The following is a 24,649-nucleotide window of genomic DNA, read 5'->3' on the forward strand; positions in this document are numbered from 1 at the left end:
GCCCACTTCGTTGTCTATCTCCTATCACCGATTTCACACTGGCCCTAGGGAGAACCTGGTTCATATGATTCGCCGCTCGTTACCCGCTGTTTTTGCCCTGATGTTCGCTGCGCCTCTGCTGGCGGCACCCGCCGGGCAGCAGACGCTGTTCAACTTTGTCCGGCCTGCCGATGTGGTCCAGGTGGCGACACAGGATGCCAGTCTGCCGCAATCCAACGCGGAGCAAACGGCCGAGGGCGAAGTGCTGCGGCGTGTGACGTTCAACCCGACGGCGCAACCAAGCCTGCGCCTGACCCCGCAAACCGGGGCCTGGGACTGGTCGCAATCGGGGGGCATGAGCCTGCGCCTGCAGAGCGCGATGAACTGGGCTGTGACGCTTTACGTCAAGATCCAGAGCAACGACGGTAAAACCCTGGTCAGCCGCGTCGACTTGCCTGCCGGACCGGCGCAAACCCTGTTGGTGCCGCTTAAGCCAAGTTCACCCCTGAGCCAAGGCATGAAGGCCGGCCCGCCGATGCCAATGACCGTTGATGGTCAGCGGATCCTGCTGGCCAGCAGCGAGGGTGAGTTGGACCCTGCCCAGGTAGTGTCGGTCACTCTGTCGATGGATCAGCCGAAAGTGGCCCAGAGCATCCTGATCGAGCGCTTTGGTGTGCAGGACGGCGCGGCGGTCACCCAGGCGGTCTACGGTTCCCTGGTGGATGCCTATGGACAGTCGAGCCGGGCGAAATGGCCGGAAAAGATCGCCACTGACGAGCAGCTCAAGGCGGCCGCCGCCAAGGAACAGCAGCAATTGAGTGGCTGGCTGGCCCAGCGCGAGCGCTCGGCCCTGGACGCCTACGGCGGCTTGAACAAGGGCCCGGCCTTCAAGGCCAGCGGCTTTTTTCGCACCGAGAAACGCGACGGGCGCTGGTACCTGGTGACACCACAAGGTCACCCGTTCTACTCCCTGGGGGTCAACACGGTCACTGCAGACGCCAGCCAGACTTACGTCGCCGGCCGCGAGGGCATGTTCGAAGTATTGCCGGGCAACGACCAGCCGCTGGCCGTGCATTACGGTGAGGGCGATAACCGCGGCGGCAATGGCGTCGATCGCGGGCGTGCCTTCAATGGCGGTCGCTGGTATGACTTTTATGGCGCCAACCTGCAACGCACCTACGGTCAGCCTTGTGTCGCCGGCACCCCGGCGAAGGTTGCCGAGACCGGCGCCGAAGCGCCCGTCGCGCCGTGCGCACCTTATGCCTTCGATGAAAAACGCTGGGCCGGGCACACCCTGGATCGCCTGCAGGCGTGGGGCTTCAACACCCTGGGCAACTGGAGCGAGCCCGCTCTGGGCCACAGCGCACGAATGCCCTACACCTTGCCGTTGTCGATCGTCGGCGATTACACCAGCATCAGTACCGGGAACGACTGGTGGGGCGGCATGCCCGACCCGTTCGACCCGCGTTTTGCCATGGCCACCGAACGTGCAGTGGCCATTGCCGCACGCGATCATCGGGATGATCCCTGGTTGATCGGCTACTTTGCGGACAACGAGCTGGCCTGGGCCGGTCCCGGTGACGATCCCAAGGCGCGTTATGCCCTGGCGTATGGCACGTTGAAAATGACCACCGACGTGCCGGCCAAACGCGCCTTCCTCAAGCAGTTGCGCGATAAATACCGCAATCAGGCCGGCCTGTCGAAGGCCTGGGGCATTGATCTGCCAGCCTGGGAATTGATGGAAGACCCGGGGTTTGTGCCGCCGGTACCCAATCCCGAGCATCCGGAAATCGAAGCCGACTTCAAATACTTCCAGAAGGTCTTTGCCGACACCTACTTCAAGACCATTTCCGATTCGTTGAAATGGCATGCGCCGAACCACCTGCTGCTCGGCGGCCGGTTTGCCGTCAGTACGCCCGAAGCGGTGGCGTCCTGTGCACAGTATTGCGATGTGCTGAGCTTCAACCTGTACACGCTCAAGCCCCAGGACGGCTATGACTTCAGCCAGTTGCAGGCGCTGGACAAGCCGGTGCTGATCACTGAGTTCAACTTCGGTTCACGGGATCGCGGCCCATTCTGGGGTGGGGTAACGGAGCTGGCGAGGGAGGAGGAGCGGGGACCGGCGTATGCCAACTTCGTCAAACAGGCGCTCAGCGAGCCGTCGATTGTCGGGGTGCACTGGTTCCAGTACCTCGATCAACCGGTGACCGGGCGCTTGCTGGATGGCGAAAACGGACATTTTGGCCTGGTGGGGATCACCGATATTCCGTTTCAAGGTTTTGTCGACAGTGTGCGCAAGGCCAATCTGCAGGCCGTCGATCAGCTCGCCAAGGCGGGCGAACAAGCCCGACTGGCCGCCGAGAAAGCCGGCAATGCGGGTGACAAACCCGAGGGCGAAAAGCCTGCTCACGAGCCGCAGGGCGCGGGGCAGGGCGGCCACACCGGTGGGCATTCGGGTAATGGCCATTAATCGCTGAAACAACCCCTTTAAACCAGCGACCGCCCAGCCCGAGCGGGTTCCCAAAACCCTCAAGGGCTGGAACAATGCGCTAACGATTCGAGATGTTTCTCCGGGGAGTGGTTGGTGCAGATTCAGGGTCATTACGAGCTTCAATTCGAAGCAGTACGCGAAGCCTTCGCGGCACTGTTCGATAACTCCCAGGAACGCGGCGCGGCATTGTGCATCCAGATCGGTGGCGAAACCGTCCTCGACCTGTGGGCGGGCACGGCCGACAAGGACGGCAGTCAGGCATGGCACAGTGATACCATCGCCAATCTGTTTTCCTGCACCAAGACCTTTACCGCCGTGACCGCCCTGCAACTGGTTGCCGAGGGCAAGCTGCAACTCGATGCGCCGGTCGCACGCTACTGGCCCGAGTTCGCCGCCGCCGGCAAGGAAGCGGTGACCTTGCGCCAGTTGTTGTGCCACCAGGCAGGCCTGCCGGCACTGCGTGAGTTGCTGGCACCCGAAGCACTCTATGACTGGCAGACCATGGTGGAGGCCCTGGCGGCCGAAGCTCCTTGGTGGACGCCGGGTGAAGGCCATGGTTATGCGGCAATCACCTATGGCTGGCTGGTGGGTGAACTGTTGCGTCGGGCCGATGGCCGCGGTCCGGGCGAATCGATCGTCGCGCGGGTGGCACGCCCCTTGGGGCTGGATTTCCATGTCGGCCTGGCCGATGCAGAGTTCCATCGGGTGGCGCACATCGCACGGGGCAAAGGCAACGTCGGCGATGCGGCCGCCCAGCGCCTGTTGCAGGTCACTTTGCGTGAGCCAACAGCCATGAGCACCCGGGCGTTTACCAATCCGCCCTCGATCATGACCAGCACCAACAAGCCAGAGTGGCGACGAATGCAACAGCCGGCGGCCAATGGCCACGGCAATGCCCGCAGCCTGGCCGGCTTCTATAGCGGACTGCTGGATGGCAGCCTGCTGGAAAGTGACATGCTCCAGGAACTGACGCGCGAGCACAGCCTGGGCGAGGACAAGACACTACTGACCCGGACGCGTTTTGGCCTGGGTTGTATGCTGGATCAGCCGGACGTACCCAACGCCACCTTCGGCCTCGGCCCTCGGGCTTTTGGTCATCCTGGGGCGGGGGGATCCGTCGGGTTTGCTGATCCCGAGCACGATGTGGCCTTCGGTTTTGTCACCAATACCCTGGGCCCTTACGTGTTGATGGACCCGCGTGCGCAGAGGCTGGTGCGGGTTCTCGGCGATTGTCTGTAAAAAGGTGGTTGCCAGGCATTTTTCTGATAAAAGATGCCACCAAGTCATGGAATGGAACCCTGTGGCTTTTCATGTTGCACAGCATCTGTTTATACGGGTCGCAGACCCACAGCTTTTTATCTCATTTTGTGGATATCCCATGTCACCGAACAAATTTTTAGCCTTGGCCCTGTGTCTCAGCATCACCGGTTGTGCACAAACCCCACAAAGTGACGCAGATGGTGGCCCTTGGTGGTCATTCGGTTCCGGTTCCGACAAGGTTGCGGACAAAGGCAGCGCCAAGCCGGACGCCAAGGTCGATGCCAAAGCGGCGCCGGCAGCACCTGCCGACAAGACTACTGCTACCGCCCCGACAACTCCGGCTCCTGTGGCCAAGGCCCAGGACAGTGGCAGCAGTTGGTGGCCGTTCTCCTCCAAGGAGAGCACCACCAAAGCCGCCGTCGATAGCAAAACCACCGCGCCTGTGGTGCCGCTCACGGCGACCAGCGCTGCCGCCGCAGCGGCCAAGGCCGACTCCGAGAGCAAATGGTGGTGGCCGTTCAGCGACCAGACCAAGGCTGTGACCAAGGCGGACATCAAGGATGTACCGATGCCTGACCCGAAAATCACCCAGGCCTGGCTGGACGACTACGAGCCGCGCCTGCGCAGTGCTATTCAGGACAAGCGCCTGCAGGTAGAGCGTCGCGAGAACATCCTGGTAGTGATCGTTCCGGTGGATGAAGCATTCAACCCGAAACGCCCGGCCATGCTGTTGCCTTCGACCCTCGGCCCGTTCACTCGGATTGCCAAGCTGGTGGAATCCGACACCAAGACTTCGGTACTGGTGCTCGGCCATGGCGACTCTTCGGGCGCAGCCCCGGCGACCCAGACCCTGAGCAAGGAGCGTGCGACCTCGGTGGCCTCGATCTTCAGCCTCGGCGGCATGAAGCGTGATCGCCTGATGTTGCGTGGCATGGGTGACCTGATGCCGCGTGCAGCGAATGACAGTATCCAGGGACGCGCCTTGAACCGACGTGTCGAGATCGTGCTGACCCAGCGCACCACTATGCTGGCCCTGCTGAGCAAGTACAGCTCGCCGACCCCGCCGGTGGCCGAGATGGTTGCGATCCAGGACGCCAAACCTGCCAGCGTTGCCCTGGCCGATAAAAAAGCTACGGCAGCGAAAAAAGCTGTACCGGCGAAAAAGACCACCGCCAAGAAAGCCGCACCGGCTAAAAAGCAGCCAGCCAAGACCCCGACCCCGGCGAAAAAACCGGTGCCGGCCAAAGCTGCTGCAAACTGATCGACCCAGCACAAGGAAAACGCCGTGACCCAGGCTCTGGCTGATATGCGCCGCGACTACACCCGCGATGGTTTGACCGAGGCCCAGGCCCCGGCCGAACCCTTCGCCCTGTTTCATCAGTGGTTTGCCGAGGCGGTGAAAACCGAACAGCCTCCGGTCGAGGCCAATGCCATGACCGTGGCCACTGTTGATGCGCAGGGTCGTCCGCATTGCCGGATCCTGTTGCTCAAGGGCCTGGATGAGCAAGGTTTTACCTTCTTCACCAACTACCAGAGTGCCAAGGGCCAGCAGTTGGCGGCCAACCCCTATGCCGCCATGACCTTCTTCTGGCCGGCCCTGGAGCGCCAGGTGCGCATCGAGGGGCGGGTGGTCAAGGTCACGCCGCAGGAGTCCGATGCCTATTACCAGGTGCGGCCATTGGGCAGTCGCCTGGGGGCGTGGGCTTCCCCGCAGAGTCGAGTGATCGCCGATCGTGCTGAGCTTGAAGGATTGCTCAAGGCTACCGAGCAGCGCTTTCGCGATAGCCAGCCCGATTGCCCGGAGCATTGGGGCGGCTATCGCCTGTTGCCCGAGCGCATCGAGTTCTGGCAGGGGCGTGCCAGTCGTCTTCACGATCGCTTGAACTACCGTCTGCAAGACGGTAGTTGGAGTCGTGAACGTCTAGCGCCCTGAGCAGTCTACCGGGCAGGATAGGTGGCTGCGGCCGCCTCCAGCCACTGCGCCAGGTCGCGGCGTTTGATGCGTTGCTGCCGGGCACGGTCCAGTTGCTGCAGCATGAACTGCTTTTTCTGTTCGTCATTACCCGCCAATGACAGCGCCAGGTCGCGGTCCATCCAGCGCTTGATTCGCACGTACAGCCACCAGTGGAAGTACAGGCCGGCGACCGTGGTGACGATAATGATGAAGTAATCCATGGAAATCCTTTAGGGATGACGCAATTTTTCAGAATGGCCGCTACTGTGTGATGACCTCGCAGACGCCGCTGTACCGCGCCTGAATGAAACCAATTTTATCCGGGCGGCGCCGTGACAGGCGTCAAGCTGCGGAGTTTAATGAATACCTGTCCTTTGGAGTTGATGTTATGCGTAAGTCTGTTCTGCTGGTTGCTACCTTTTCCACGATGGCGATGTTGCTCACAGGTTGCCAGTCCAGCCTGACCGGTGACTCCTACTCCCGTGACGAAGCGCGTCGCGTGCAGACCGTGCGCATGGGCACCATCGAGTCCCTGCGTCCGGTGAAAATCGAAGGCACCAAGACCCCTATCGGCGGCCTTGCTGGCGCGGCGGTAGGTGGTGTCGGTGGCAGCGCGATTGGTGGCGGCAAAGGCAGTATCGTTGCCGCGGTCATTGGTGCGGTAGCGGGTGGCTTGATCGGTTCGGCCACTGAAGAAGGCCTGACCCGTACCCAGGGCGTGGAAATCACCGTGCGTGAAGACGACGGCAGCATGCGTGCCTATGTGCAGCAGGTTCAGGAAAACGAAGTGTTCCGTGTGGGTGAGCGTGTACGTATCTCCACCGTCGACGGCACCAGCCGCGTATCGCACTAAGTTCCAACCGTTAAAACAAAACCCCGATCAGGCAACTGATCGGGGTTTTGTTTTTCTGGCTTTTAATCGGCTGGCTAGGCAGCCTGTGCCGGGTTCTTGCGGCTCGCTACCACCATCACGGCATAGCCGATCAGGGCGGCGAACAGCGAACCGGTGAGGATACCCATGCGGTCCATGCCGGCGTATTCGCTGCTGCCCGCCTCAAAGGCCAGGGAGCCGACGAACAGGCTCATGGTGAAGCCGATCCCGCAGAGAATCGCCACACCCAGGACCTGGCCCCAGTTGGCGCCGGCGGGTAGGGCAGCAATACCGGATTTAACCGCCAGCCAGGTCAGGCCGAACACACCGACGGTTTTCCCCAGCAGCAGGCCGATGGCGATGCCCATCGGCACCATGTGGGTGAAGCTCTCGACGGTGACGCCGCTCAGCGACAGGCCGGCGTTGGCAAACGCGAACAGCGGCAGGATGCCGTAGGCGACCCACGGATGCAGTGCATGTTCCAGGCTCAGAGAGGGCGAGGGCTCGGCATTTTTGGTGCGCAACGGGATGCAGAACGCCAGTGTCACCCCGGCCAGCGTGGCGTGGACACCACTCTTGAGCACGCAGACCCAGAGGATCAGGCCGATGATCATGTACGGGCCCAGCTTGACCACCCCCAGGCGATTCATCGCCACCAGCGCGGCAATACATGCGCCCGCCAGCATCAACGACAGGGTCGAGAGCGCGCCCGAGTAGAAGATCGCAATGATGATGATCGCGCCCAGGTCATCGATGATGGCCAGGGTCATCAGGAACAGCTTCAGCGACACCGGTACACGCTTGCCCAGCAAGGCCAGTACGCCCAGGGCGAAGGCAATGTCGGTGGCGGTCGGAATCGCCCAGCCATTCAGGGCCGGCGGGTTGTCGCGGTTGAGGAACCAGTAGATCAGCGCTGGCACCAGCATGCCACCGACGGCGGCGGCACCTGGGAGGACGATCTGCGAAGGTTTGGACAGGTGACCATCGAGGACTTCACGCTTGACCTCAAGGCCGATCAGCAGGAAGAACAGGGCCATCAGGCCGTCGTTGATCCACAGCAACAGCGGCTTGGCGATTTTCAAGGCGCCGATCTGGGCCACCACGGGGGTGTCCAGCAAGCCGGTGTAGAGCCAGGACAGCGGTGAGTTGTTGATGATCAGGGCCAGGACTGCAGCGGCAATCAATAACAGACCGCTGGCAGCTTCCAACTGAAAGAAACGAGTGAAAGTGCTACGCAGAGGCAAGGTCGCTCTCCATCTATAGATTCAAAAGGTGGCACACCCTAACCTGTGCGGTTAGTTGTTAAAACAAAAGTTATATTCTTTTTTGTTATATGCCGTTACAACCCAAGCTGCACACAGCCTAGCAGTTGGCTGACGTATTGAACCCCAGCTGTACCTGTGCGTTATGTAGGTTTTTTCCTAAGCTTAAGAATTGGCCTGTTGTCACCCTCAGGTTTCCTTCCGCCGTCATTGATTCCACGAGTAACCCACCATGAGCGACAGCCGCCAATGGGCCCGCGAAGCCATCCGCATCATCGAAGCCGACTTCCAGCGCAGTGCCGATACCCACCTGATCCCGTTGCCGTTGGCTGGGCTGCCGGGTATCGAGTTGTACTTCAAGGATGAATCCAGCCATCCCACCGGCAGCCTCAAGCATCGGTTGGCCCGCTCGCTGTTTCTATATGCACTGTGTAATGGCTGGCTCAAGCCGGGCGCCCCGGTGATCGAGGCGTCCAGCGGTTCGACGGCGATCTCCGAGGCCTACTTCGCTCGACTGCTGGGACTGCCGTTCATTGCGGTGATGCCGGTCAGCACTTCCCGGGAAAAGATCGCGCAAATCGAGTTCTACGGCGGCAAGAGCCACCTGGTGCAGGACCCGACGCAGATCTATGCCGAGTCCGAGCGCCTGGCCCGTGAGCACGATGGGCACTTCATCGATCAGTTCACCTACGCCGAGCGCGCCACCGACTGGCGGGCCAACAACAACATCGCCGAGTCGATCTTTCAGCAGATGCGTTTCGAGCGGCATCCGGAACCCAGCTGGCTGATTTCCAGCCCCGGCACCGGCGGCACCACCGCGACCCTGGGGCGCTACGTGCGTTACCGGCAGCACGCCACCCGGGTACTCTGTGCCGATGCCGAGCGTTCGGTGTTCTTTGACTATTACCTGAGTGGCGATGCGAGCCTGCGCCTGGAGTGTGGTTCGCGTATCGAAGGCATCGGTCGGCCGCGGGTCGAGGCGTCGTTCCTGCCGAAGGTGATCGATGCGATGGTCAAGGTGCCGGACGCCTTGTCACTGGCGGCCATGCATTACCTGGCGCAACGCTTGGGTCGCAACGTCGGCGGTTCCAGTGGGACTAACCTGATTGGCGCGTTGATGGCGGCCCAGCAGATGGTCGCGGCGGGGGAGAGTGGGTCGATCGTGGCCATTCTGTGCGACGGCGGCGAGCGTTATGCAACCACCTACTACGATCAAGACTGGCTGAAGGCCCAGGGTTACGAGTTGAGTGGCTTGATCGCGGCCGTTGCGGCCAGCGTCGAGCGGGGTGAGGCACTGCCGGCCAGTGTGTTGCGCGCAAACATCTGAGATAGATCAGACGCTCAAGGCCTCCATGGTAGTGAGGACCTGTGGAAGCTGCCGGTAGACCTGCTTTTTATGGCGTTCGACTTTCCCCTGTGGGAGCGAGCGTGCTCGCGAATACGGTTTCACATTCAACACCAATGTTGATTGATCTACCGCTATCGCGAGCAAGCTCGCTCCCACAGGTTGTGTGTTGCTGCAGTGATTGTGTGTCAGGCTTCCAAGCCCAGGATATCCCGAGCCACGGCTTCAGCAATGCGAATCCCATCGACGCCGGCCGAGAGAATCCCACCCGCGTAGCCAGCGCCTTCACCGGCCGGGAACAGGCCCTTGACGTTCAGGCTCTGCATCGACTCGTTACGGGTGATGCGCAGGGGCGACGAGGTGCGGGTTTCGATCCCGGTCAGCACCGCGTCATGCAACGAGTAGCCGCGAATCTGCTTCTCGAATGCCGGCAGGGCTTCGCGGATGGCTTCGATGGCAAAGGCCGGCAATGCCAGCGCCAGGTCACCCAGGGCCACCCCAGGTTTGTAGGAAGGTTCGACGCTGCCCAGCGCGGTCGACGGCTTGCCGGCAATGAAATCGCCGACCAGTTGCGCCGGTGCCTCGTAGTTGCTGCCGCCGAGCACAAAGGCGTGGGACTCCAGTTGCTCCTGCAACTCGATACCAGCCAGCGGGCCACCCGGGTAGTCCACTTCCGGGGTAATACCCACGACAATCCCGGAGTTGGCGTTGCGCTCGTTACGCGAGTACTGGCTCATGCCGTTGGTGACTACACGATTGGGCTCGGAGGTAGCTGCTACCACCGTACCGCCTGGGCACATGCAGAAGCTGTAGACCGAGCGACCGTTCTTGGCGTGGTGCACCAGTTTGTAGTCGGCGGCGCCGAGTTTCGGGTGACCGGCGTACTTGCCCAGGCGCGCACTGTCGATCAGCGATTGCGGGTGCTCGATGCGAAAACCCACGGAGAACGGCTTGGCCTCCATGTACACGCCGCGGCCGTGGAGCATGCGGAAGGTGTCGCGGGCACTGTGGCCCAGCGCCAGGATCACGTGGCGGGAGTTGATCTGCTCGCCGCTGGCCAGTTTGACGCCGGTCAGTTGGCCGTCTTCGATCAGCACGTCGGTGACCCGTTGCTGGAAGCGCACTTCGCCACCCAGGGCACGAATCTGCTCACGCATGTTTTCCACGACGCCAGTCAGGCGGAACGTACCGATGTGCGGCTTGCTGACGTAGAGGATTTCATCCGGCGCGCCGGCCTTGACGAACTCGTGCAGGACTTTGCGGCCGTGGTGCTTGGGATCCTTGATCTGGCTGTACAGCTTGCCGTCGGAAAACGTACCGGCACCGCCTTCGCCGAACTGCACGTTCGACTCGGGGTTGAGCACGCTTTTGCGCCACAGGCCCCAGGTGTCCTTGGTGCGCTGGCGAACTTCGGTGCCACGCTCGAGGATGATCGGCTTGAAGCCCATCTGGGCCAGCAACAGCCCGGCGAAAATCCCGCAGGGACCAAAACCGACTACCACCGGGCGCTCGCTCAGGTCTTGTGGGGCGTGGCCCACGACCTTGTAGCTGACATCCGGGGCGGGATTGACGTTACGGTCATCGGCGAACGCCTGCAGCACCTTGGCCTCGTCCCGCAGGCTCAGGTCAATGGTGTAGATGAAGCACAGTTCGGAGGACTTTTTGCGCGCATCGTAGCTGCGCTTGAACAAGGTGAAATCGAGCAGGTCATCACTGGCGATGCCCAGGCGCTGCACGATGGCAGGGCGCAGGTCTTCTTCGGGATGGTCGATTGGCAGCTTGAGTTCGGTGATTCGTAACATGTCGGTATCCGGTTCGCGGGCGCACCAATGCGCCAAGGCGTTGCAAACCGCAGATTATAAGCCTCAACCGGGATTTCCAGTGAGGCTAAAACAACAGCTCGTCGCATCAGTCGCTGCGTGAGCCGCCAAAATAGGCGCAGCCACGTTGTACCTGATCGTTAACCCGCAACTCGGCGCTCATGAACTGGACGCTGGGGCGGCTCGGGTCGACGCAGCGTTGGGGAGCGATCCACAGTTCGACGCGTTGGTTATTGGCTTCGCTGCTGAGGTGAAAGCGCCCGTCACCCAATTGTTCTTCCAGGTAGGGCAGGACCAGGGCCGGTTGTCCAGCGCGCTCGACCAGCATGCCCTTGCCACTGATCTTGACGCTCCAGTTGGGCGTATTGCCGCCGGCCTGCAAGATCAGTTTCTGGAAGTCTGGACTGTTGCAGGCACTCGTCGAGCGTTCCAGGCGATAGAGTTGCTGGACATCCAGTTGCGCCTGGCCGTCCGTAACTTTTGCCGAGGGTACCCGGCCACGCAGATCGGCGAATACCTGGTGCTGGGTCCCGGCCAGTGTGGCGGCCTCTTGCATGACGCTGGTGCTGCCGCCGTCATGCACGGCATACAGGGTGTTGCCCTGGCAGGGCTTGAACACCAGCTTGCCGTTGGCCATGCCGAGCTCGCCCTGCATGCGGGTCAGGCCAGCGGTGGAGGGCGCCTGGGGCGAACTCTCGAGCAACTGGCAACCGGCAAACAGCGGGAGCAGGGCGACAAACATCAGGGAACGGGCAGCACGCATCGTTGGGTCTCCAGGCAGGTGCCGACACGTTACGCAGGCAGGCCAGCGATCACAAGGCCAGTGTTGCCAGAGCCTATACAGGTGCGCCCTCTGCAACATTGTGTGCGATGTTCCTGTGGGCGGACGCCGCCGGGCATAGGCTACCCTGCGAGCAGGTTTTCCCATTGAATCAGGAGAGTGCACATGCACTGCAAGGTTTGGACGGTGTTGTTGGCAATGGTGGTATTCACCTCCAGTCAGGCTGCCGAGATCGGTTTCTCATCGGCCATGGACTTCACCAGGATGGAACTGTTGTTAAAGGACATCGACAGATCCAGCACCGAGACTGTGGATTTGAGTGTCACACTTTCCCCCCAGGCTGCTGAACGCATGCGCAAGGTCACTGCGGAGTCGATCGGACAGCCATTGACCCTGTTGATCAATGGCCGGGCGGTAAACACGGCCACCGTACATTCAGTGGTGGGTGCGCTGTTCCGGGTCTCGATATCGCGCGCCATTGCCAGGGAGCTGGTACCTAGCCTCCTGGAATGAAACAGTCACGATCAACCGACGTGGAAGGTCTGCCCGGTCTGCAAGCCTTCCACGCTCTTGGCATAGGCTAGCCCGACATCGGCGCCGGCCACCGGTTTGTAGCCGCGGAAGTAGGGCGCATAGCTGCCCATGGCCTCTACCAGCACCGTAGGGCTGACCGAGTTGACGCGCAAGCCACGGGGCAGTTCGATGGCGGCGGCCCGCACGAAACTGTCCAGTGCACCGTTGACCAGTGCCGCCGATGCGCCGCTGCGAATCGGGTCGTGGCTGAGGACGCCGCTGGTGAAGGTGAACGAAGCGCCATCGTTGGCAAACTCACGGCCGATCAGCAGCAGATTGACCTGGCCCATCAACTTGTCTTGCAGGCCCAGGGCGAAACTTTGCGCGTCCATCTCGGCCAGGGGCGCGAAGGTCACGTTGCCAGCGGCGCAGACCAGGGCATCGAACTTTCCGGTCTTGCCGAACAGCTCGCGAATCGAGGCGCTGTCGCTGATGTCGACCTGGAAATCGCCACTGCTGCGGCCGATGCGAATGATCTCGTGACGTGCCGATAGCTCTTTGTCGACTGCCGAACCCACGGTGCCGCTGGCGCCAATCAATAGAATTTTCATCGTGCTGTTTCCTCAAGGGGTGAACGAGGTTTCAGTCTAGAGTGGTTTTTTGCTCGGATAAGCGTGCTAATAGGCAACCTTTGGTTTTCAAATGGAAACAATCCATGAGTGAAATGGATGACCTGGCGGCATTCGCCGTGCTGATCGAAGCCGGTAGTTTCACGTTGGCGGCGCAGCGCCTGGGCTGCAGCAAGGGCCAACTGTCCAAGCGCATCAGCCAGTTGGAAGCGCGATTCAGTGTGGTATTGCTGCAGCGCACCACGCGCCGGCTGAGTCTGACCGCGGCCGGTGCGGCGTTGCTGCCCCAGGCCCAGGCACTGGTGGTGCAGGTGGAGCGCGCACGCCAGGCGTTAGCGCGCCTGAAGGACGACATGGCCGGCCCAGTGCGGATCACCGTACCAGTGTCATTGGGGGAGACGTTTTTTGATGGCTTGTTGCTGGAGTTTTCTCGCCAGTACCCGCAGGTGCAGATCGAGCTGGAGCTGAACAACAGTTACCGCGACCTGTCTCGCGACGGCTTCGACCTGGCGATCCGCTCCGAGGTCGCCAATGACGAGCGACTGGTGGCCAAGCCGCTGCTGGCCTGGCACGAAATGACCTGCGCCAGCCCGGCCTACCTCGAGCAGTTCGGTGAGCCCCAGGCCCCCCAAGCGTTGGCCGACCACCGCTGTCTGCTCAACAGCCACTACAGCGGCCGCGAAGAATGGCTGTATCACCAGCAGCACGAATTGCTGCGGGTACGGGTATCCGGGCCGTTCGCCAGCAACCACTACAACTTGTTGAAAAAAGCCGCCTTGGCTGGCGCCGGGATTGCGCGCCTGCCGTCCTACCTGTTGCAGGCGGAATTGGCTGACGGCCGTTTGCGCTGGTTGCTGCGTGACTACCAGACCCGCAGCATGCCGATGTATCTGGTGCACCCGTATCAAGGTGGCTTGCCCAGGCGTACCCAGGTCCTGGCCGATCACCTGATCGGTTGGTTCAAGCGCAGTGGGGAGGCGCTGGACCGCCTGTAATCAGTTGTTTGGCGCATAAAAAAACGGCCCGAAGGCCGTTTTCTCTTGACTGCCAGGGCTTAGCCGCCCAGATACGCTTCGCGCACCTTGGGGTCGGTCAGCAGGGCTTCACCAGTGCCTTGCATGACCACCCGGCCGTTCTCCAGAACGTAGGCGCGGTCGGCGATCTTTAATGCCTGGTTGGCGTTCTGCTCCACCAGGAACACCGTCACACCGTCCTTACGCAGTTGTTCGATGATATCGAAGATCTGCTGGATGATGATCGGGGCCAGACCCAGCGACGGCTCGTCGAGCAGCAGCAGCTTGGGTTTGCTCATCAGCGCCCGGCCGATGGCGAGCATTTGCTGCTCGCCGCCAGACATGGTGCCGCCGCGTTGGGCAAAGCGTTCCTTCAGACGTGGGAAAAGCCCCAGGACTTTGTCCATTTGCTCCTGGTAATCGCCCTTGTCGGTGAAGAATCCGCCCATGGCGAGGTTCTCCTCCACCGTCAGGCGGGAAAACACCCGACGACCTTCCGGCACCACGGCAATGCTCTTGCGCATGATCTGCGCCGAGGTCTGCCCCACGAGTTCTTCACCCAGGTAGCGGATGCTGCCACTGTGAGCCTGCGGCGAGCCGCAGAGGGTCATCAGCAGGGTCGACTTGCCGGCGCCGTTGGCACCGATCAGGGTGACGATTTCGCCCTGGCGGATTTCCACGTTGACGCTGTGCAGGGCCTGGATCTTGCCGTAGAAGGTGGAAACGTTATCGAATTGCAGCATTTACGCTTCCCCCAGGTAGGCTTTGATCACTTCAGGATTGTCACGGATCTGTTCCGGCGTGCCGTCGGCCAGCGGTGTGCCCTGGTTGATCACGACGATGTGGTCGGAAATGCTCATGACCAGTTTCATGTCGTGCTCGATCAGCAACACGGTGACGTTGTGTTCTTCACGCAGGACGCTGATCAGCGCCTTGAGGTCTTCGGTTTCCTTGGGGTTCAGGCCGGCGGCCGGTTCGTCGAGCATGAGGATCCGCGGACGGGTCATCATGCAGCGGGCGATTTCCAGGCGCCGTTGCTGACCGTAGGCCAGGGTGCCGGCGGTACGGTTGGCGAACTCCTTGAGGTTGACCTTCTCCAGCCAGTACTCGGCAAACTCCATGGCCTCGCGTTCGCTTTTGCGGAACGACGGGGTCTTGAACAGGCCGGCCAGGAAGTTGGTGTTCAGGTGACGGTGCTGCGCGATCAAGAGGTTCTCGACCGCGGTCATGTCCTTGAACAACCGCACGTTCTGGAACGTACGCACCACACCTTTGAGGGCAATCTTGTGGCCGGGCAGGCCTTCGATCGGCTCGCCGTCCAGCAGGATGCTGCCGCCGCTCGGCTTGTAGAAACCGGTGAGGCAGTTGAACACGGTGGTCTTGCCAGCGCCGTTGGGACCGATCAGGGCCACGACCTGTTTTTCCTTGACGGTCAGGGCCACGCCGTTGACCGCCAGCAGGCCGCCGAAGCGCATGCTCAGATTTTCGACTTTGAGGATCTCACGGCTCATTTTCGCAGCTCCATGTGAGGACGTTGCATGGGCAGCAGGCCTTGAGGACGCCAGATCATCATCAGCACCATCAAGGCGCCGAACATCAACATGCGGTACTCGCTGAACTCACGCATCATTTCCGGCAGCAGGATCATCACCACGGCGGCAAGAATCACCCCCAGTTGCGAGCCCATGCCACCCAATACGACGATGGCGAGAATGATCGCCGACTCGATGAAGGTGAAGGACTCCGGTGTGACCAGACCCTGACGGGCAGCAAAGAAGCTCCCGGCAAAACCGGCAAAGCTGGCACCCAAGGTGAAGGCCGACAGCTTGATGACCGTGGGATTGAGACCCAGGGCACGGCAGGCGATTTCGTCTTCACGCAGGGCTTCCCAGGCACGGCCGATCGGCATGCGCAGCAAGCGGTTGATCACGAACAACGCACCGAGGGCCAGCAACAGGGCAACCAGGTAGAGGAAGATCACCTTGTTGATCGAGTTGTACGGCAGGCCGAAGTACTCGTGGAACGTCTGCAGCCCTTCGGCGGCCTTACGTTCGAAAGTCAGACCGAAGAACGTAGGCTTCTCGATGTTGCTGATGCCGTTCGGGCCGCCGGTGAGGTCGGTCAGGTTACGCAGGAACAGGCGGATGATCTCGCCAAAACCCAGGGTCACGATCGCCAGGTAGTCGCCGCGCAAGCGCAGTACCGGGAAGCCGAGCAGGAAGCCGAAAGTGGCCGCCATCAACCCGGCGATAGGCAGGCAGATCCAGAAGCTCAGGCCGTAGTAATGCGACAGCAGCGCATAACTGTAGGCGCCGACGGCGTAGAAGCCGACGTAACCCAGGTCGAGCAGGCCGGCCAGGCCGACCACGATGTTCAGGCCCAGGCCGAGCATCACATAGATCAGGATCAGGGTGGCGATATCCACCGCCCCGCGCGAGCCGAAGAACGGCCAGACCAGGGCGCCGACGATCAGGGCCAGGATGATCCAGCGCTGAGTGGTGGGCAGGGTCAGGAAGTTGCTGGCCTTGGCCGGGATCAGCGGCATGTTTGGCGAGGATTTCCACGCCGCGCTGATCTGGTGGCTGAACAGGACCCGCAAAAACATCAGGACCGAACACAGGGCGATGGTCGCCAGGATGGCCGGGCTGGTGTTGTGGACTTCCAGGTTGATGCCGACGATGGTCAGTTTCAGACCCAGTACCGGGTAGGCCACGGCCCACACCAGCAAGGCGCTGAACAGCGCCGATTTAAGATTCCTAGTCATACTTTCTCAACCTCCGGACGGCCCAGAATGCCGGTCGGACGGAACAACAGCACCAGAACCAACAAGCCGAATGCCACGACGTCCTTGTACTGGTCGCCGAAGATGTCAGCACCGAATGCTTCAGCCACACCCAGCACCAGACCGCCAAGCATGGCGCCCGGAATACTGCCGATGCCGCCCAGTACCGCGGCGGTGAAGGCCTTGAGCCCGACCAGGAAGCCGGCGTTCGGGTTGATCACACCGTATTGCATGCTCAGCAGGACGGCCGCGATCGCCGCCAGTGCAGCACCGATGATGAAGGTCAGGGCAATGATGTTGTTGGTGTTGATACCCAGCAGGTTGGCCATCTTGATGTCTTCGGCGCAGGCGCGGCAGGCACGACCCAGGCGCGAACGGGAGATGAACATCGTCAGGCCAAGCATGGCCACCAGCGTCACCACGAACACCACGATCTGCATGTAGGAAATCATTACTTCCGATGCACCGCCTGGCCCGATGGAGAAGTTGCCCGGGATCAGGTTGGGAATGGACTTGTCCTTGGAGTCTTGCGCCAGCAGAACCGTGTTCTGCAGGAAGATCGACATGCCGATGGCGGAAATCAGCGGAATCAGACGGTTACTGCCACGCAATGGGCGGTAGGCGATCCGTTCGATGCTGTAGCCGTAGGCACTGGTAACGACGATGCTCGCGATGAAGGCTGCGGTCATCAACAACGGGACGCTGTCGAGTCCCATCATGGCCAGCCCGGCGATGGCGATGAACGCCACGTAGGAGCCGATCATGTAGACCTCGCCGTGGGCGAAGTTGATCATTCCAATGATGCCGTAAACCATCGTATAGCCGATGGCGATCAGGGCATACGTGCTGCCAACGGTCAGACCGTTAACCAGCTGTTGGAAAAAGTGATAGAGGTCAGGCATTACAACGCTCCTAAAAACCTGATACGCATTTCACTGGTGGAGTCATTTTCCCGCTCGAGCCCCGAGGATCTGCATCCTCTTCGGGCATGAGGTTTGCCAGCGAACCGCTGATGACGGTTTTGAGATTTTCAGGTGGGGAGGCTTGCGGATCACGCAGGCGCGGCCCATACATTCGTAAAACAAAGCCCACGGCACGCCGTGGGCTTTGTTGGCAGTCAGTCAGGCAAGGCCTTACTGAGGCGAAACTTCGGTTTTAGGTTTACCGAAGTGCCACTGGTAGACCACGAACTTGAAGTCTTTCAGGTCGCCCTTGGCGTCGAAGCTCAGGTCGCCAGTCGGGGTTTTGAAAGTACCGGCGTGGATGGCTTCTGCCACCTTGGCCGCGTCTTCGCTCTTGGCTGCAGTGATGCCGCCGGCGATGACTTCAACAGCCGAGTACGCCGGGAACACGAACGGGCCGCTCGGGTCTTCTTTCTTGGCCTTGAATGCATCAGCCAGGGCAACGTTGGCCGGGTCCTGGTCGAAGGACTTCGGCAGGGTTACCAGCAGGCCTTCGGAAGCGTCCTTGGCGATCTGCGAGATGGAGTCGTTACCCACGCCTTCCGGACCCATGAACTTGGCTTTCAGGCCTTTTTCCTGGGATTGACGCAGGATCAGGCCCAGCTCCGGGTGGTAGCCGCCGTAGTAGACGAAGTCGACGTTGGCTTGCTTGAGCTTGGCGATCATCGAGGAGAAGTCTTTGTCGCCGGCGTTGATGCCTTCGAACACGGCAACCTTGACGCCTTTCTTCTCGAGGGTTTGCTTGACGGCGGTGGCGATGCCTTCACCGTATTGCTGTTTGTCGTGCAGTACGGCAACGATTTTCGGTTTTACGTGATCGGCAATGTAGTTACCGGCGGCAGGGCCCTGGGCGCTGTCGAGGCCGATGGTACGGAAGACCATTTTGTAACCACGGGCGGTGATGTCCGGGCTGGTGGCAGCCGGGGTGATCATGATCACGCCTTCGTCTTCGTAGATGTCCGAAGCCGGTTGAGTGGAGCTGGAGCACAGGTGACCGACCACGAACTTGACGCCATCGTTGACGACTTTGTTGGCAACGGCCACGGCTTGTTTTGGATCGCAGGCGTCATCGTATTCAACGGCTTCGAGTTTCTTGCCGTTGACGCCGCCTTTGGCGTTGATTTGTTCGATGGCCATTTTGGCGCCACTGAACTGCATGTCGCCGTATTGGGCTACAGGGCCGGTTTTAGGGCCGGCAATGCCGATCTTGATGGTGTCAGCTGCGAACGAATGGCTGGCAACCCCGGCCAGAACCATAGCGGCAAACAGTTTGGAAATCTGCTTAGTAGCCTTATTCATAGTGCTCCACTCTTACTGTTGTAATTTTTATAGTTCTGGCGGCCTGAGGCGCAGAACCGGTAGATGACCTAAGTCTCTCGCGGAAATGCCCCTGGCAACTGTACCGGTACAGTGTAGAGCGCCGGTTGTTCGCTTGAAAAGCTGGCTGCTGGGGGCAAAACCTGGTGGTGTCGCTTTATTGAAAGAAAAAGACAGAATAACGCCATGGCTTTGGCCGGCTTATAGCTGAATCAGCAGCATTGCCTGGGCGTTCCGGTACTTTTCGTTCGATGACGCATTTGAATCCGGGTTTTTCTGCCAGAGCACCAACGTTATGATTGCGTCGATTTCATTTGCGGACAGGACCCATGACTCAAGAACCTAGCACCCTCTATGCCAAGCTGCTTGGTGAAACTGCATCTATTACCTGGAAGGAACTGGAACCGTTCTTTGCCAAGGGCGCCCTATTGTGGGTCGATCCTGGCCTGGATTTGATCGCCGCTGCCGAGGCGGTGGCGCAGGACGAAGGCGAGAAAGTGGCTGCCTGGCTGGCCGCCGACCAGCTCGCGAAGCTGTCTGAAACGCGGGCGCTGGATCTTTTCGAGCGCGATCCAGAACTGTGGGCTGTGGTGGTTTCACCGTGGATTCTGATCCAGGAAAGGGCGCCGGTTTAACGCAGTGCACCCGTTTGGTGCGAAGGCTGCGCCAGGTAAAGTGTGTAGCGGAGTAGCGTGATGGCACGTTGCCGTAGAGAAAGGCCACAGCCAGGCCTGATCGAGGGTGACGTTCGCGTAATGGGAACAGTTTATTGAGCAGCCGAATGGCTGCTTAATTGTTTCTGGATGTACCTTGCTGACCTTTGTTTGACCATTCCGGCTGGTGGCGCACGCGGCTTTCCCAAGTCTCGGTGAATCAGCGACTATTCGCAGACTTTCTATCGCGCAGAGGCATATCAATGGCATCGTTACCTTCACTTGCGTTCGCCGGCATCGGCTTGATGGGCTTGCCGATGTGTCGTCGCCTGCTGGCTGCGGGTTATCCGCTGACGGTGTGGAATCGTCATCCGCAAAAGTGCGCTGCCCTGGTCGAGGCGGGTGCCCGGCAGGTGGCGAGCCCGGCCGAACTCTGTGATCACGCCGACCTGGTGATGTTGTGCCTGGCCAATACCGAGGTGGTGCGCGAGGTGGTGTTTGGTCCGGCGGGCGTGGCCAGTGGCGCGAAGGCTGGACAGTTGCTGGTGGATTTCTCCAGCCTGGAACCGACCGCCACCCGGGGCATGGCCGCGCAACTGTCCAGCGACTGCTCCATGGGCTGGCTCGATGCACCGGTGTCCGGTGGCGTGCCTGGTGCCGAGGCTGGGAGCCTGGCGATCATGGTTGGAGGGGCGACGGCTGATCTGGAGCGGGTTCGCGCCGTGCTGCTCAACCTCGGCCAGCGAGTCACGCACATGGGCGCGGTGGGGGCGGGGCAGGTGACCAAGGCTTGCAACCAGATGATCGTGGCCTGCAATGCCCTGGTGATTGCCGAAGTGGTGGCACTGGCCGAGCGTTCAGGTGTCGATGCAAGCCGGTTGGCGGACGCCTTGAGCGGCGGTTTTGCCGACTCCAAACCGCTGCAGATACTGGCTCCGCAGATGGCCGAAAGCCGCTTTGAACCGGTGAAGTGGCACGTGCGGACCCTGCTCAAGGACCTGGATGGCGCCGTGCAGTTTTCTCGCGAGCAGGGTTCGGCGACGCCAATCAGTGGCCTGGCCGCACAGCTGATGCGCTTGCACGGTGGCCAGGGCTTCCTGGAAAAGGACCCGGCAACCTTGATTCATCTGTATCGCGCACCAGCGACAAAGGGCTGACCGGCTGTAGGGGATTACGCTGGTTGAGCTCATTGAGAATCGGCCGCAGCTCAGCCAGCGGCACTGGGCAGCTCATCAGGTAACCCTGGATGAAATCGCAGCCAAAACGTTCGAGGAAGCGGTACTGCTCGAAGGTTTCGACGCCCTCGGTGACCACCTGCAACTGCAGGGTATGGGCCATGACAATAATGGCCTGGACGATTTCCATGTCTTGCGTTGAATCCGGGATGTCCTGGATGAACGAGCGGTCGATCTTCAGCGTGTTCAAGGGCAGGCGCTTGAGGTAGGCGAGGGACGAGTAGCCGGTGCCGAAGTCATCAATGGACAGGGAAACCCCAAGGGCACGGATTTGCTTGAGCAGCACCAGGGTGTTGGTGATGTTGCCCATCAGCGCGTTTTCGGTGACCTCCAACTCCAGCCTGTCTGCCGCTACCCCGGCCGAGTGCAGGGCCTGCTCGATTTCGTCGGCCAGCTCCGGGCGCGCCAGGTTGAGCGGGGAGCAGTTGACCGCGATCTTCAGCGAGTCGCAGCCGTGTCGGGACAGTTCGCCGAGGTCTGCACAGGCTTTGCGCAGCACCCAGTTGTCGAGTTCGGCAATCAGCCCGTTGGCCTCGGCAATGGCGATGAAACGGTCGGGTGCCAGCACGCCGTGGAGCGGATGCTGCCAGCGGATCAGGGCCTCCAGCTTGGTCACCTGGCCGGTCCGCAGGTCGTAGATCGGCTGGTAATACAGTAGCAGCCCGCTGTCGTCGCGCAGGGCGTTGCGCAGTTCTTCTTCGAGCTGCAGGGCCACCGTTGCCCGGGTTTTCAACTGCTCGTTGAAAAAATGCACACCGTTACGCCCATTGGCCTTGGCTTGGTACAGCGCCAGGTCGGCGTGTTTGAGCAGTTCCTCGCAGTGCTGGCCATCGTCGGGGAACACGCTGATGCCAATGCTCGTGGTCATGACCATGCGCCGTCCGGCCAGCTCGATCGGCGCTTTCATTTTCTGCATGATGCGCTCAGCCACTTGCTGGGCCTCCTCGCGATCCAGCAGATTGACCAGCACGCAGAACTCATCGCCGCCAAACCGTGCGACCACGTCGTCATGGCTGCGGACCGAGCTTTTGATATGCCCGGCAATTACCTTCAATAGGCTGTCCCCGGCATCATGGCCAAGGCTATCGTTGATGCGCTTGAAGTGATCGATATCAAGGAACATGATCGCCAGCTTGCCACCCTGTGCGGTTTTCTCCGCAAGCTTCTCGGCAAAGATCTGGTTGAAGCCGCGACGGTTGATCAGGTTGGTCAGGGGGTCGTAAAGCGCCACTTGCTGCAACGACTGCCTGGCTTGGTCCAGCTGGCAGAGCAGGGCATTGACCCGGCACAGGTCACGTTCCTTGTGTTGCAGTTTGCGGTCCGCCAGTGCTGCGCTGACGCTGCTGCCGATCACCAGCAAGGTGATCACGGTGATGGTCACACCCAGTTGCAGCGGGTTGTGGGGCACCGCGAGTGGGGCCGGCACGCCCTCCGGTAGCACCAGCGTCATGGCCCACATGCCGGTGAAGTGCATGCTGACAATGCCGCCCCCCAGCAACAGGCTGGTCGCGTACTTGAGCAGTTGGTGCAACACCCCGCTGCCAGTGCGCAGGCAGTGCGAGAGCAGCAAAGCTACGGCGCTGGCGAGAATGGCGATGATGATCGATACGGCGAACAGTCCTGGCGCGAAGTAGATCTGGGCGCTGGAACGCATGGCTGCCATGCCCACGTAATGCATGGCGGCAATCCCCACTCCGACACCGATCGAGGCGCTGACGTACTGCCAGGGACGCGGCTCTGGATGGCTCAGGGTGTCCATGGTCAAGAAGGCGGCGAGAAAGGCAATCAGCAGCGAGAGCAGGGTAATCGACAGGTCATAGTGGATGGTGATCGGCGCCTGGAATGCCAGCATGCCGATGAAGTGCATGGCCCAGATGCCGCCGGCCAGACAGCCGGCTCCGACCCAGCGCCAGCGCCTTTGCGAGCGTGGATCTTCGACATGGCCGACCCGCTCCGCCATGTCCAGAGTGGCAAAACTGGCTGCGCAGGCGACCAGGTAGGCCAGCAGCACCAACGCCGGGTCGTGGCTGCAGTTGAGTATGACCTGGCCGCCGCTTGCGGGCAGTTCGCTGCTGAAATGCCATCCTAGCCAGGCCATCGCATGCCCCGTCGTTGAAACGTCTCGCAGGCGCCATGAACGCTGGCGAATGGCTGGAGTATAGAAGCCGGCAGCGCAGTGAAAGCGGTGATGGCGCATTGCCTCTTATTATTTTGTACTTAGCTATATAGCGTTTAGAGATATAGCTAGGGGAATGCGAGTCGCGGCCTTCGATAAGCCGACATCAGCCTTACGAATAATTACAGACAGCGCGCAGGCGCCTGACTAGATTGCAGGTTCCGGGTTGGCAGTAGCGCGCCCATAACAATAAATAAAAAGAGACGGACCCATGCAGAACTCGACCCAAGCGGCGAATGCCTGGCGCATTCTGTTCCTGCTGTTCCTGGCCAATCTGTTCAACTTCTTCGACCGCACCATTCCGGCCATCATCATCGAGCCGATCCGCATGGAGTGGCACCTGAGCGACTTTCAGCTGGGGATCATCGGAACTGCATTCACCATCGTCTATGCGATTGCCGGGCTGCCGCTGGGGCGGATGGCCGACACCGGTTCGCGCAGCAAGCTGATGGGCTGGGGGCTGGCGGTGTGGAGCGGGCTGACGGCGGTCAATGGGCTGGTGGGCAGTTTCTGGAGTTTCCTGATCGTGCGCATGGGCGTGGGCATCGGTGAGGCCAGTTACGCTCCGGCCGCCAACTCGCTGATCGGCGACCTGTTTCCTGCCCATCGCCGGGCGCGGGCGATGGGCATTTTCATGCTCGGACTGCCCCTGGGCTTGTTGCTGGCGTTCTTCACCATCGGTGCCATGGTCAAGGCCTTCGATAGCTGGCGTGCACCCTTTTTCATCGCGGCAGTGCCGGGGTTGATCCTGGCGGTCTTCATGTTCTTCATCAAAGAGCCCAAGCGCGGTGCGGCGGAAACCGTGCAGATATCCCAGGAACGGGTCGACCGGCCGATTCGTCGGGTCCTGGCGATTCCGACCTTTCTCTGGCTGGTGATGGCCGGCCTGTGCTTCAACTTCGCCACCTATGCCTGCAACTCGTTCCTGGTGCCGATGCTGCAGCGTTATTTCCTGCTGCCGCTGCAGGATGCAGCCGTGGCCACCGGGGTGATTGTCGGGGTTACCGGGTTGTTTGGCTTGACGCTGGGCGGCTGGGTGGCCGACAAGATTCATCAGCGGGTGGCCAGTGGTCGGCTGTTGTTCGCGGGCTTCAGCCTGATTATCTCGACCCTGTGCACGGCGTGGGCGCTGCATGCCGGGCGTATTGAAATCGGGGTGTTCGTGGCGGTGTTCAGCCTGGGCTGGTTGTTTGCCTACAACTTCTATACCTGCGTATACACGGCGATCCAGGACGTGGTTGAACCGCGCTTGCGGGCGACGGCCATGGCGCTGTTCTTCGCCGGGTTGTATCTGTTGGGGGGCGGCCTGGGGCCCGTGGTGGTCGGCGGGCTGTCCGATCACTTCGCCCATACGGCGATGCAAGCGGCGGGTGCCGAGCAGATGACCGAAGCCTTCAAGGCCGTCGGCCTGCACGATGCGATGTACCTGATTCCGGTCGCGCTGTTGCTCACCATGGTCTTCCTGTTCCTGGCAGCGCGCTGTTTTGTCCGCGATGCCAAGCGCATGAAGGAGGGGATGGGGGCGGTGGTTGAGCCTGGAGTTGGTGCGGTGTCTGCGGGTTAAGCACCACAGACTTCGGCAGATCCCACAGAAAAGCAAAAGGCC

Annotated in this window: 22 protein-coding genes; 11 read left to right on the top strand and 11 right to left on the bottom strand. The window is 61.0% G+C overall.

Features of this window, described 5'->3' with window-relative positions:
- Positions 1–64: 64 nt before the first annotated feature.
- From CKW24_RS08435 to pdxH, 4 genes are all read left to right on the top strand, one after another.
- Positions 65–2,449: a beta-galactosidase gene (locus CKW24_RS08435; protein WP_095166959.1), complete on the top strand. Its 2,385-nt coding sequence runs from the start codon at positions 65–67 to the stop codon at positions 2,447–2,449.
- A 114-nt stretch (positions 2,450–2,563) separates the two neighbouring features.
- Positions 2,564–3,709, top strand: coding sequence for a serine hydrolase domain-containing protein (locus CKW24_RS08440; protein WP_095167145.1), 1,146 nt, complete (start codon positions 2,564–2,566; stop codon positions 3,707–3,709).
- 139 nt (positions 3,710–3,848) lie between these two features.
- Positions 3,849–4,991: an OmpA family protein gene (locus CKW24_RS08445; RefSeq protein WP_095166961.1), complete on the top strand. Its 1,143-nt coding sequence runs from the start codon at positions 3,849–3,851 to the stop codon at positions 4,989–4,991.
- Between the two features lie 24 nt (positions 4,992–5,015).
- On the top strand, positions 5,016–5,663 hold the full coding sequence (gene pdxH / locus CKW24_RS08450; protein ID WP_095166962.1) for a pyridoxamine 5'-phosphate oxidase: 648 nt from the start codon (positions 5,016–5,018) through the stop codon (positions 5,661–5,663).
- 5 nt (positions 5,664–5,668) lie between these two features.
- On the opposite strand, the gene CKW24_RS08455 is transcribed toward pdxH, so the two are convergent.
- Positions 5,669–5,905: a hypothetical protein gene (locus CKW24_RS08455; RefSeq protein WP_095166964.1), complete on the bottom strand. Its 237-nt coding sequence runs from the start codon at positions 5,903–5,905 to the stop codon at positions 5,669–5,671.
- Positions 5,906–6,072: 167 nt separating this feature from the next.
- Between CKW24_RS08455 and CKW24_RS08460 the strand changes: the two genes are divergently transcribed.
- Complete coding sequence (locus CKW24_RS08460) at positions 6,073–6,537, top strand: glycine zipper 2TM domain-containing protein (RefSeq protein ID WP_095166966.1); 465 nt, start codon at positions 6,073–6,075, stop codon at positions 6,535–6,537.
- A gap of 74 nt (positions 6,538–6,611) precedes the next feature.
- On the opposite strand, the gene nhaA is transcribed toward CKW24_RS08460, so the two are convergent.
- Complete coding sequence (gene nhaA / locus CKW24_RS08465) at positions 6,612–7,799, bottom strand: Na+/H+ antiporter NhaA (protein WP_095166968.1); 1,188 nt, start codon at positions 7,797–7,799, stop codon at positions 6,612–6,614.
- A 250-nt stretch (positions 7,800–8,049) separates the two neighbouring features.
- Here nhaA and CKW24_RS08470 point away from each other — a divergent pair, with 250 nt between their 5' ends.
- A complete protein-coding gene (locus tag CKW24_RS08470; protein WP_095166970.1) occupies positions 8,050–9,144 on the top strand; it encodes a PLP-dependent cysteine synthase family protein in 1,095 nt (364 codons plus the stop codon).
- Between the two features lie 206 nt (positions 9,145–9,350).
- On the opposite strand, the gene CKW24_RS08475 is transcribed toward CKW24_RS08470, so the two are convergent.
- Positions 9,351–10,964 carry an NAD(P)/FAD-dependent oxidoreductase gene (locus CKW24_RS08475; protein ID WP_095166972.1) on the bottom strand — a complete coding sequence of 538 codons (1,614 nt, stop codon included), beginning with the start codon at positions 10,962–10,964 and terminating at the stop codon, positions 9,351–9,353.
- Positions 10,965–11,070: 106 nt separating this feature from the next.
- Complete coding sequence (locus CKW24_RS08480; protein WP_095166974.1) at positions 11,071–11,745, bottom strand: hypothetical protein; 675 nt, start codon at positions 11,743–11,745, stop codon at positions 11,071–11,073.
- A 183-nt stretch (positions 11,746–11,928) separates the two neighbouring features.
- On the opposite strand from CKW24_RS08480, the gene CKW24_RS08485 reads away from it, so the two are divergent.
- Positions 11,929–12,276, top strand: a complete 348-nt coding sequence (locus CKW24_RS08485; protein WP_095166976.1) for a hypothetical protein — start codon at positions 11,929–11,931, stop codon at positions 12,274–12,276.
- An 11-nt stretch (positions 12,277–12,287) separates the two neighbouring features.
- Here the strand turns inward: CKW24_RS08485 and CKW24_RS08490 are convergent, their stop codons facing one another.
- A complete protein-coding gene (locus CKW24_RS08490) occupies positions 12,288–12,887 on the bottom strand; it encodes a short chain dehydrogenase (protein WP_095166978.1) in 600 nt (199 codons plus the stop codon).
- A 104-nt stretch (positions 12,888–12,991) separates the two neighbouring features.
- Here CKW24_RS08490 and CKW24_RS08495 point away from each other — a divergent pair, with 104 nt between their 5' ends.
- On the top strand, positions 12,992–13,900 hold the full coding sequence (locus CKW24_RS08495; RefSeq protein WP_095166980.1) for a LysR family transcriptional regulator: 909 nt from the start codon (positions 12,992–12,994) through the stop codon (positions 13,898–13,900).
- Between the two features lie 59 nt (positions 13,901–13,959).
- Here the strand turns inward: CKW24_RS08495 and CKW24_RS08500 are convergent, their stop codons facing one another.
- The 5 genes from CKW24_RS08500 to CKW24_RS08520 form a co-directional block, all read right to left on the bottom strand.
- Positions 13,960–14,661, bottom strand: coding sequence for an ABC transporter ATP-binding protein (locus CKW24_RS08500; RefSeq protein WP_095166982.1), 702 nt, complete (start codon positions 14,659–14,661; stop codon positions 13,960–13,962).
- Positions 14,662–15,429, bottom strand: a complete 768-nt coding sequence (livG, locus tag CKW24_RS08505; protein WP_095166984.1) for a high-affinity branched-chain amino acid ABC transporter ATP-binding protein LivG — start codon at positions 15,427–15,429, stop codon at positions 14,662–14,664. It lies immediately after the preceding gene.
- Complete coding sequence (locus CKW24_RS08510; protein ID WP_095166986.1) at positions 15,426–16,682, bottom strand: high-affinity branched-chain amino acid ABC transporter permease LivM; 1,257 nt, start codon at positions 16,680–16,682, stop codon at positions 15,426–15,428. Before CKW24_RS08510 ends, livG begins: the two co-directional genes overlap by 4 nt.
- On the bottom strand, positions 16,679–17,602 hold the full coding sequence (livH, locus tag CKW24_RS08515) for a high-affinity branched-chain amino acid ABC transporter permease LivH (protein WP_095166988.1): 924 nt from the start codon (positions 17,600–17,602) through the stop codon (positions 16,679–16,681). The genes CKW24_RS08510 and livH overlap by 4 nt, the downstream gene beginning before the upstream one ends.
- A gap of 231 nt (positions 17,603–17,833) precedes the next feature.
- On the bottom strand, positions 17,834–18,961 hold the full coding sequence (locus CKW24_RS08520; RefSeq protein ID WP_095166990.1) for a branched-chain amino acid ABC transporter substrate-binding protein: 1,128 nt from the start codon (positions 18,959–18,961) through the stop codon (positions 17,834–17,836).
- A 347-nt stretch (positions 18,962–19,308) separates the two neighbouring features.
- Here CKW24_RS08520 and CKW24_RS08525 point away from each other — a divergent pair, with 347 nt between their 5' ends.
- Together CKW24_RS08525 and CKW24_RS08530 are read left to right on the top strand one after the other, a co-directional pair.
- Positions 19,309–19,614, top strand: a complete 306-nt coding sequence (locus CKW24_RS08525) for a DUF2288 domain-containing protein (protein WP_095166992.1) — start codon at positions 19,309–19,311, stop codon at positions 19,612–19,614.
- A gap of 281 nt (positions 19,615–19,895) precedes the next feature.
- Complete coding sequence (locus CKW24_RS08530; protein ID WP_095166994.1) at positions 19,896–20,789, top strand: NAD(P)-dependent oxidoreductase; 894 nt, start codon at positions 19,896–19,898, stop codon at positions 20,787–20,789.
- Here CKW24_RS08530 and CKW24_RS08535 read toward each other — a convergent pair.
- Positions 20,680–22,965, bottom strand: coding sequence for a bifunctional diguanylate cyclase/phosphodiesterase (locus CKW24_RS08535; protein ID WP_095166997.1), 2,286 nt, complete (start codon positions 22,963–22,965; stop codon positions 20,680–20,682). The two genes, CKW24_RS08530 and CKW24_RS08535, sit on opposite strands and share 110 nt — an antisense overlap.
- Positions 22,966–23,254: 289 nt before the next feature.
- Here CKW24_RS08535 and CKW24_RS08540 point away from each other — a divergent pair, with 289 nt between their 5' ends.
- Complete coding sequence (locus tag CKW24_RS08540; protein WP_095166999.1) at positions 23,255–24,607, top strand: MFS transporter; 1,353 nt, start codon at positions 23,255–23,257, stop codon at positions 24,605–24,607.
- Positions 24,608–24,649: the final 42 nt, after the last annotated feature.

The organism is Pseudomonas sp. Irchel 3H3 (assembly GCF_900187635.1).
Classification (GTDB): Bacteria; Pseudomonadota; Gammaproteobacteria; order Pseudomonadales; family Pseudomonadaceae; genus Aquipseudomonas.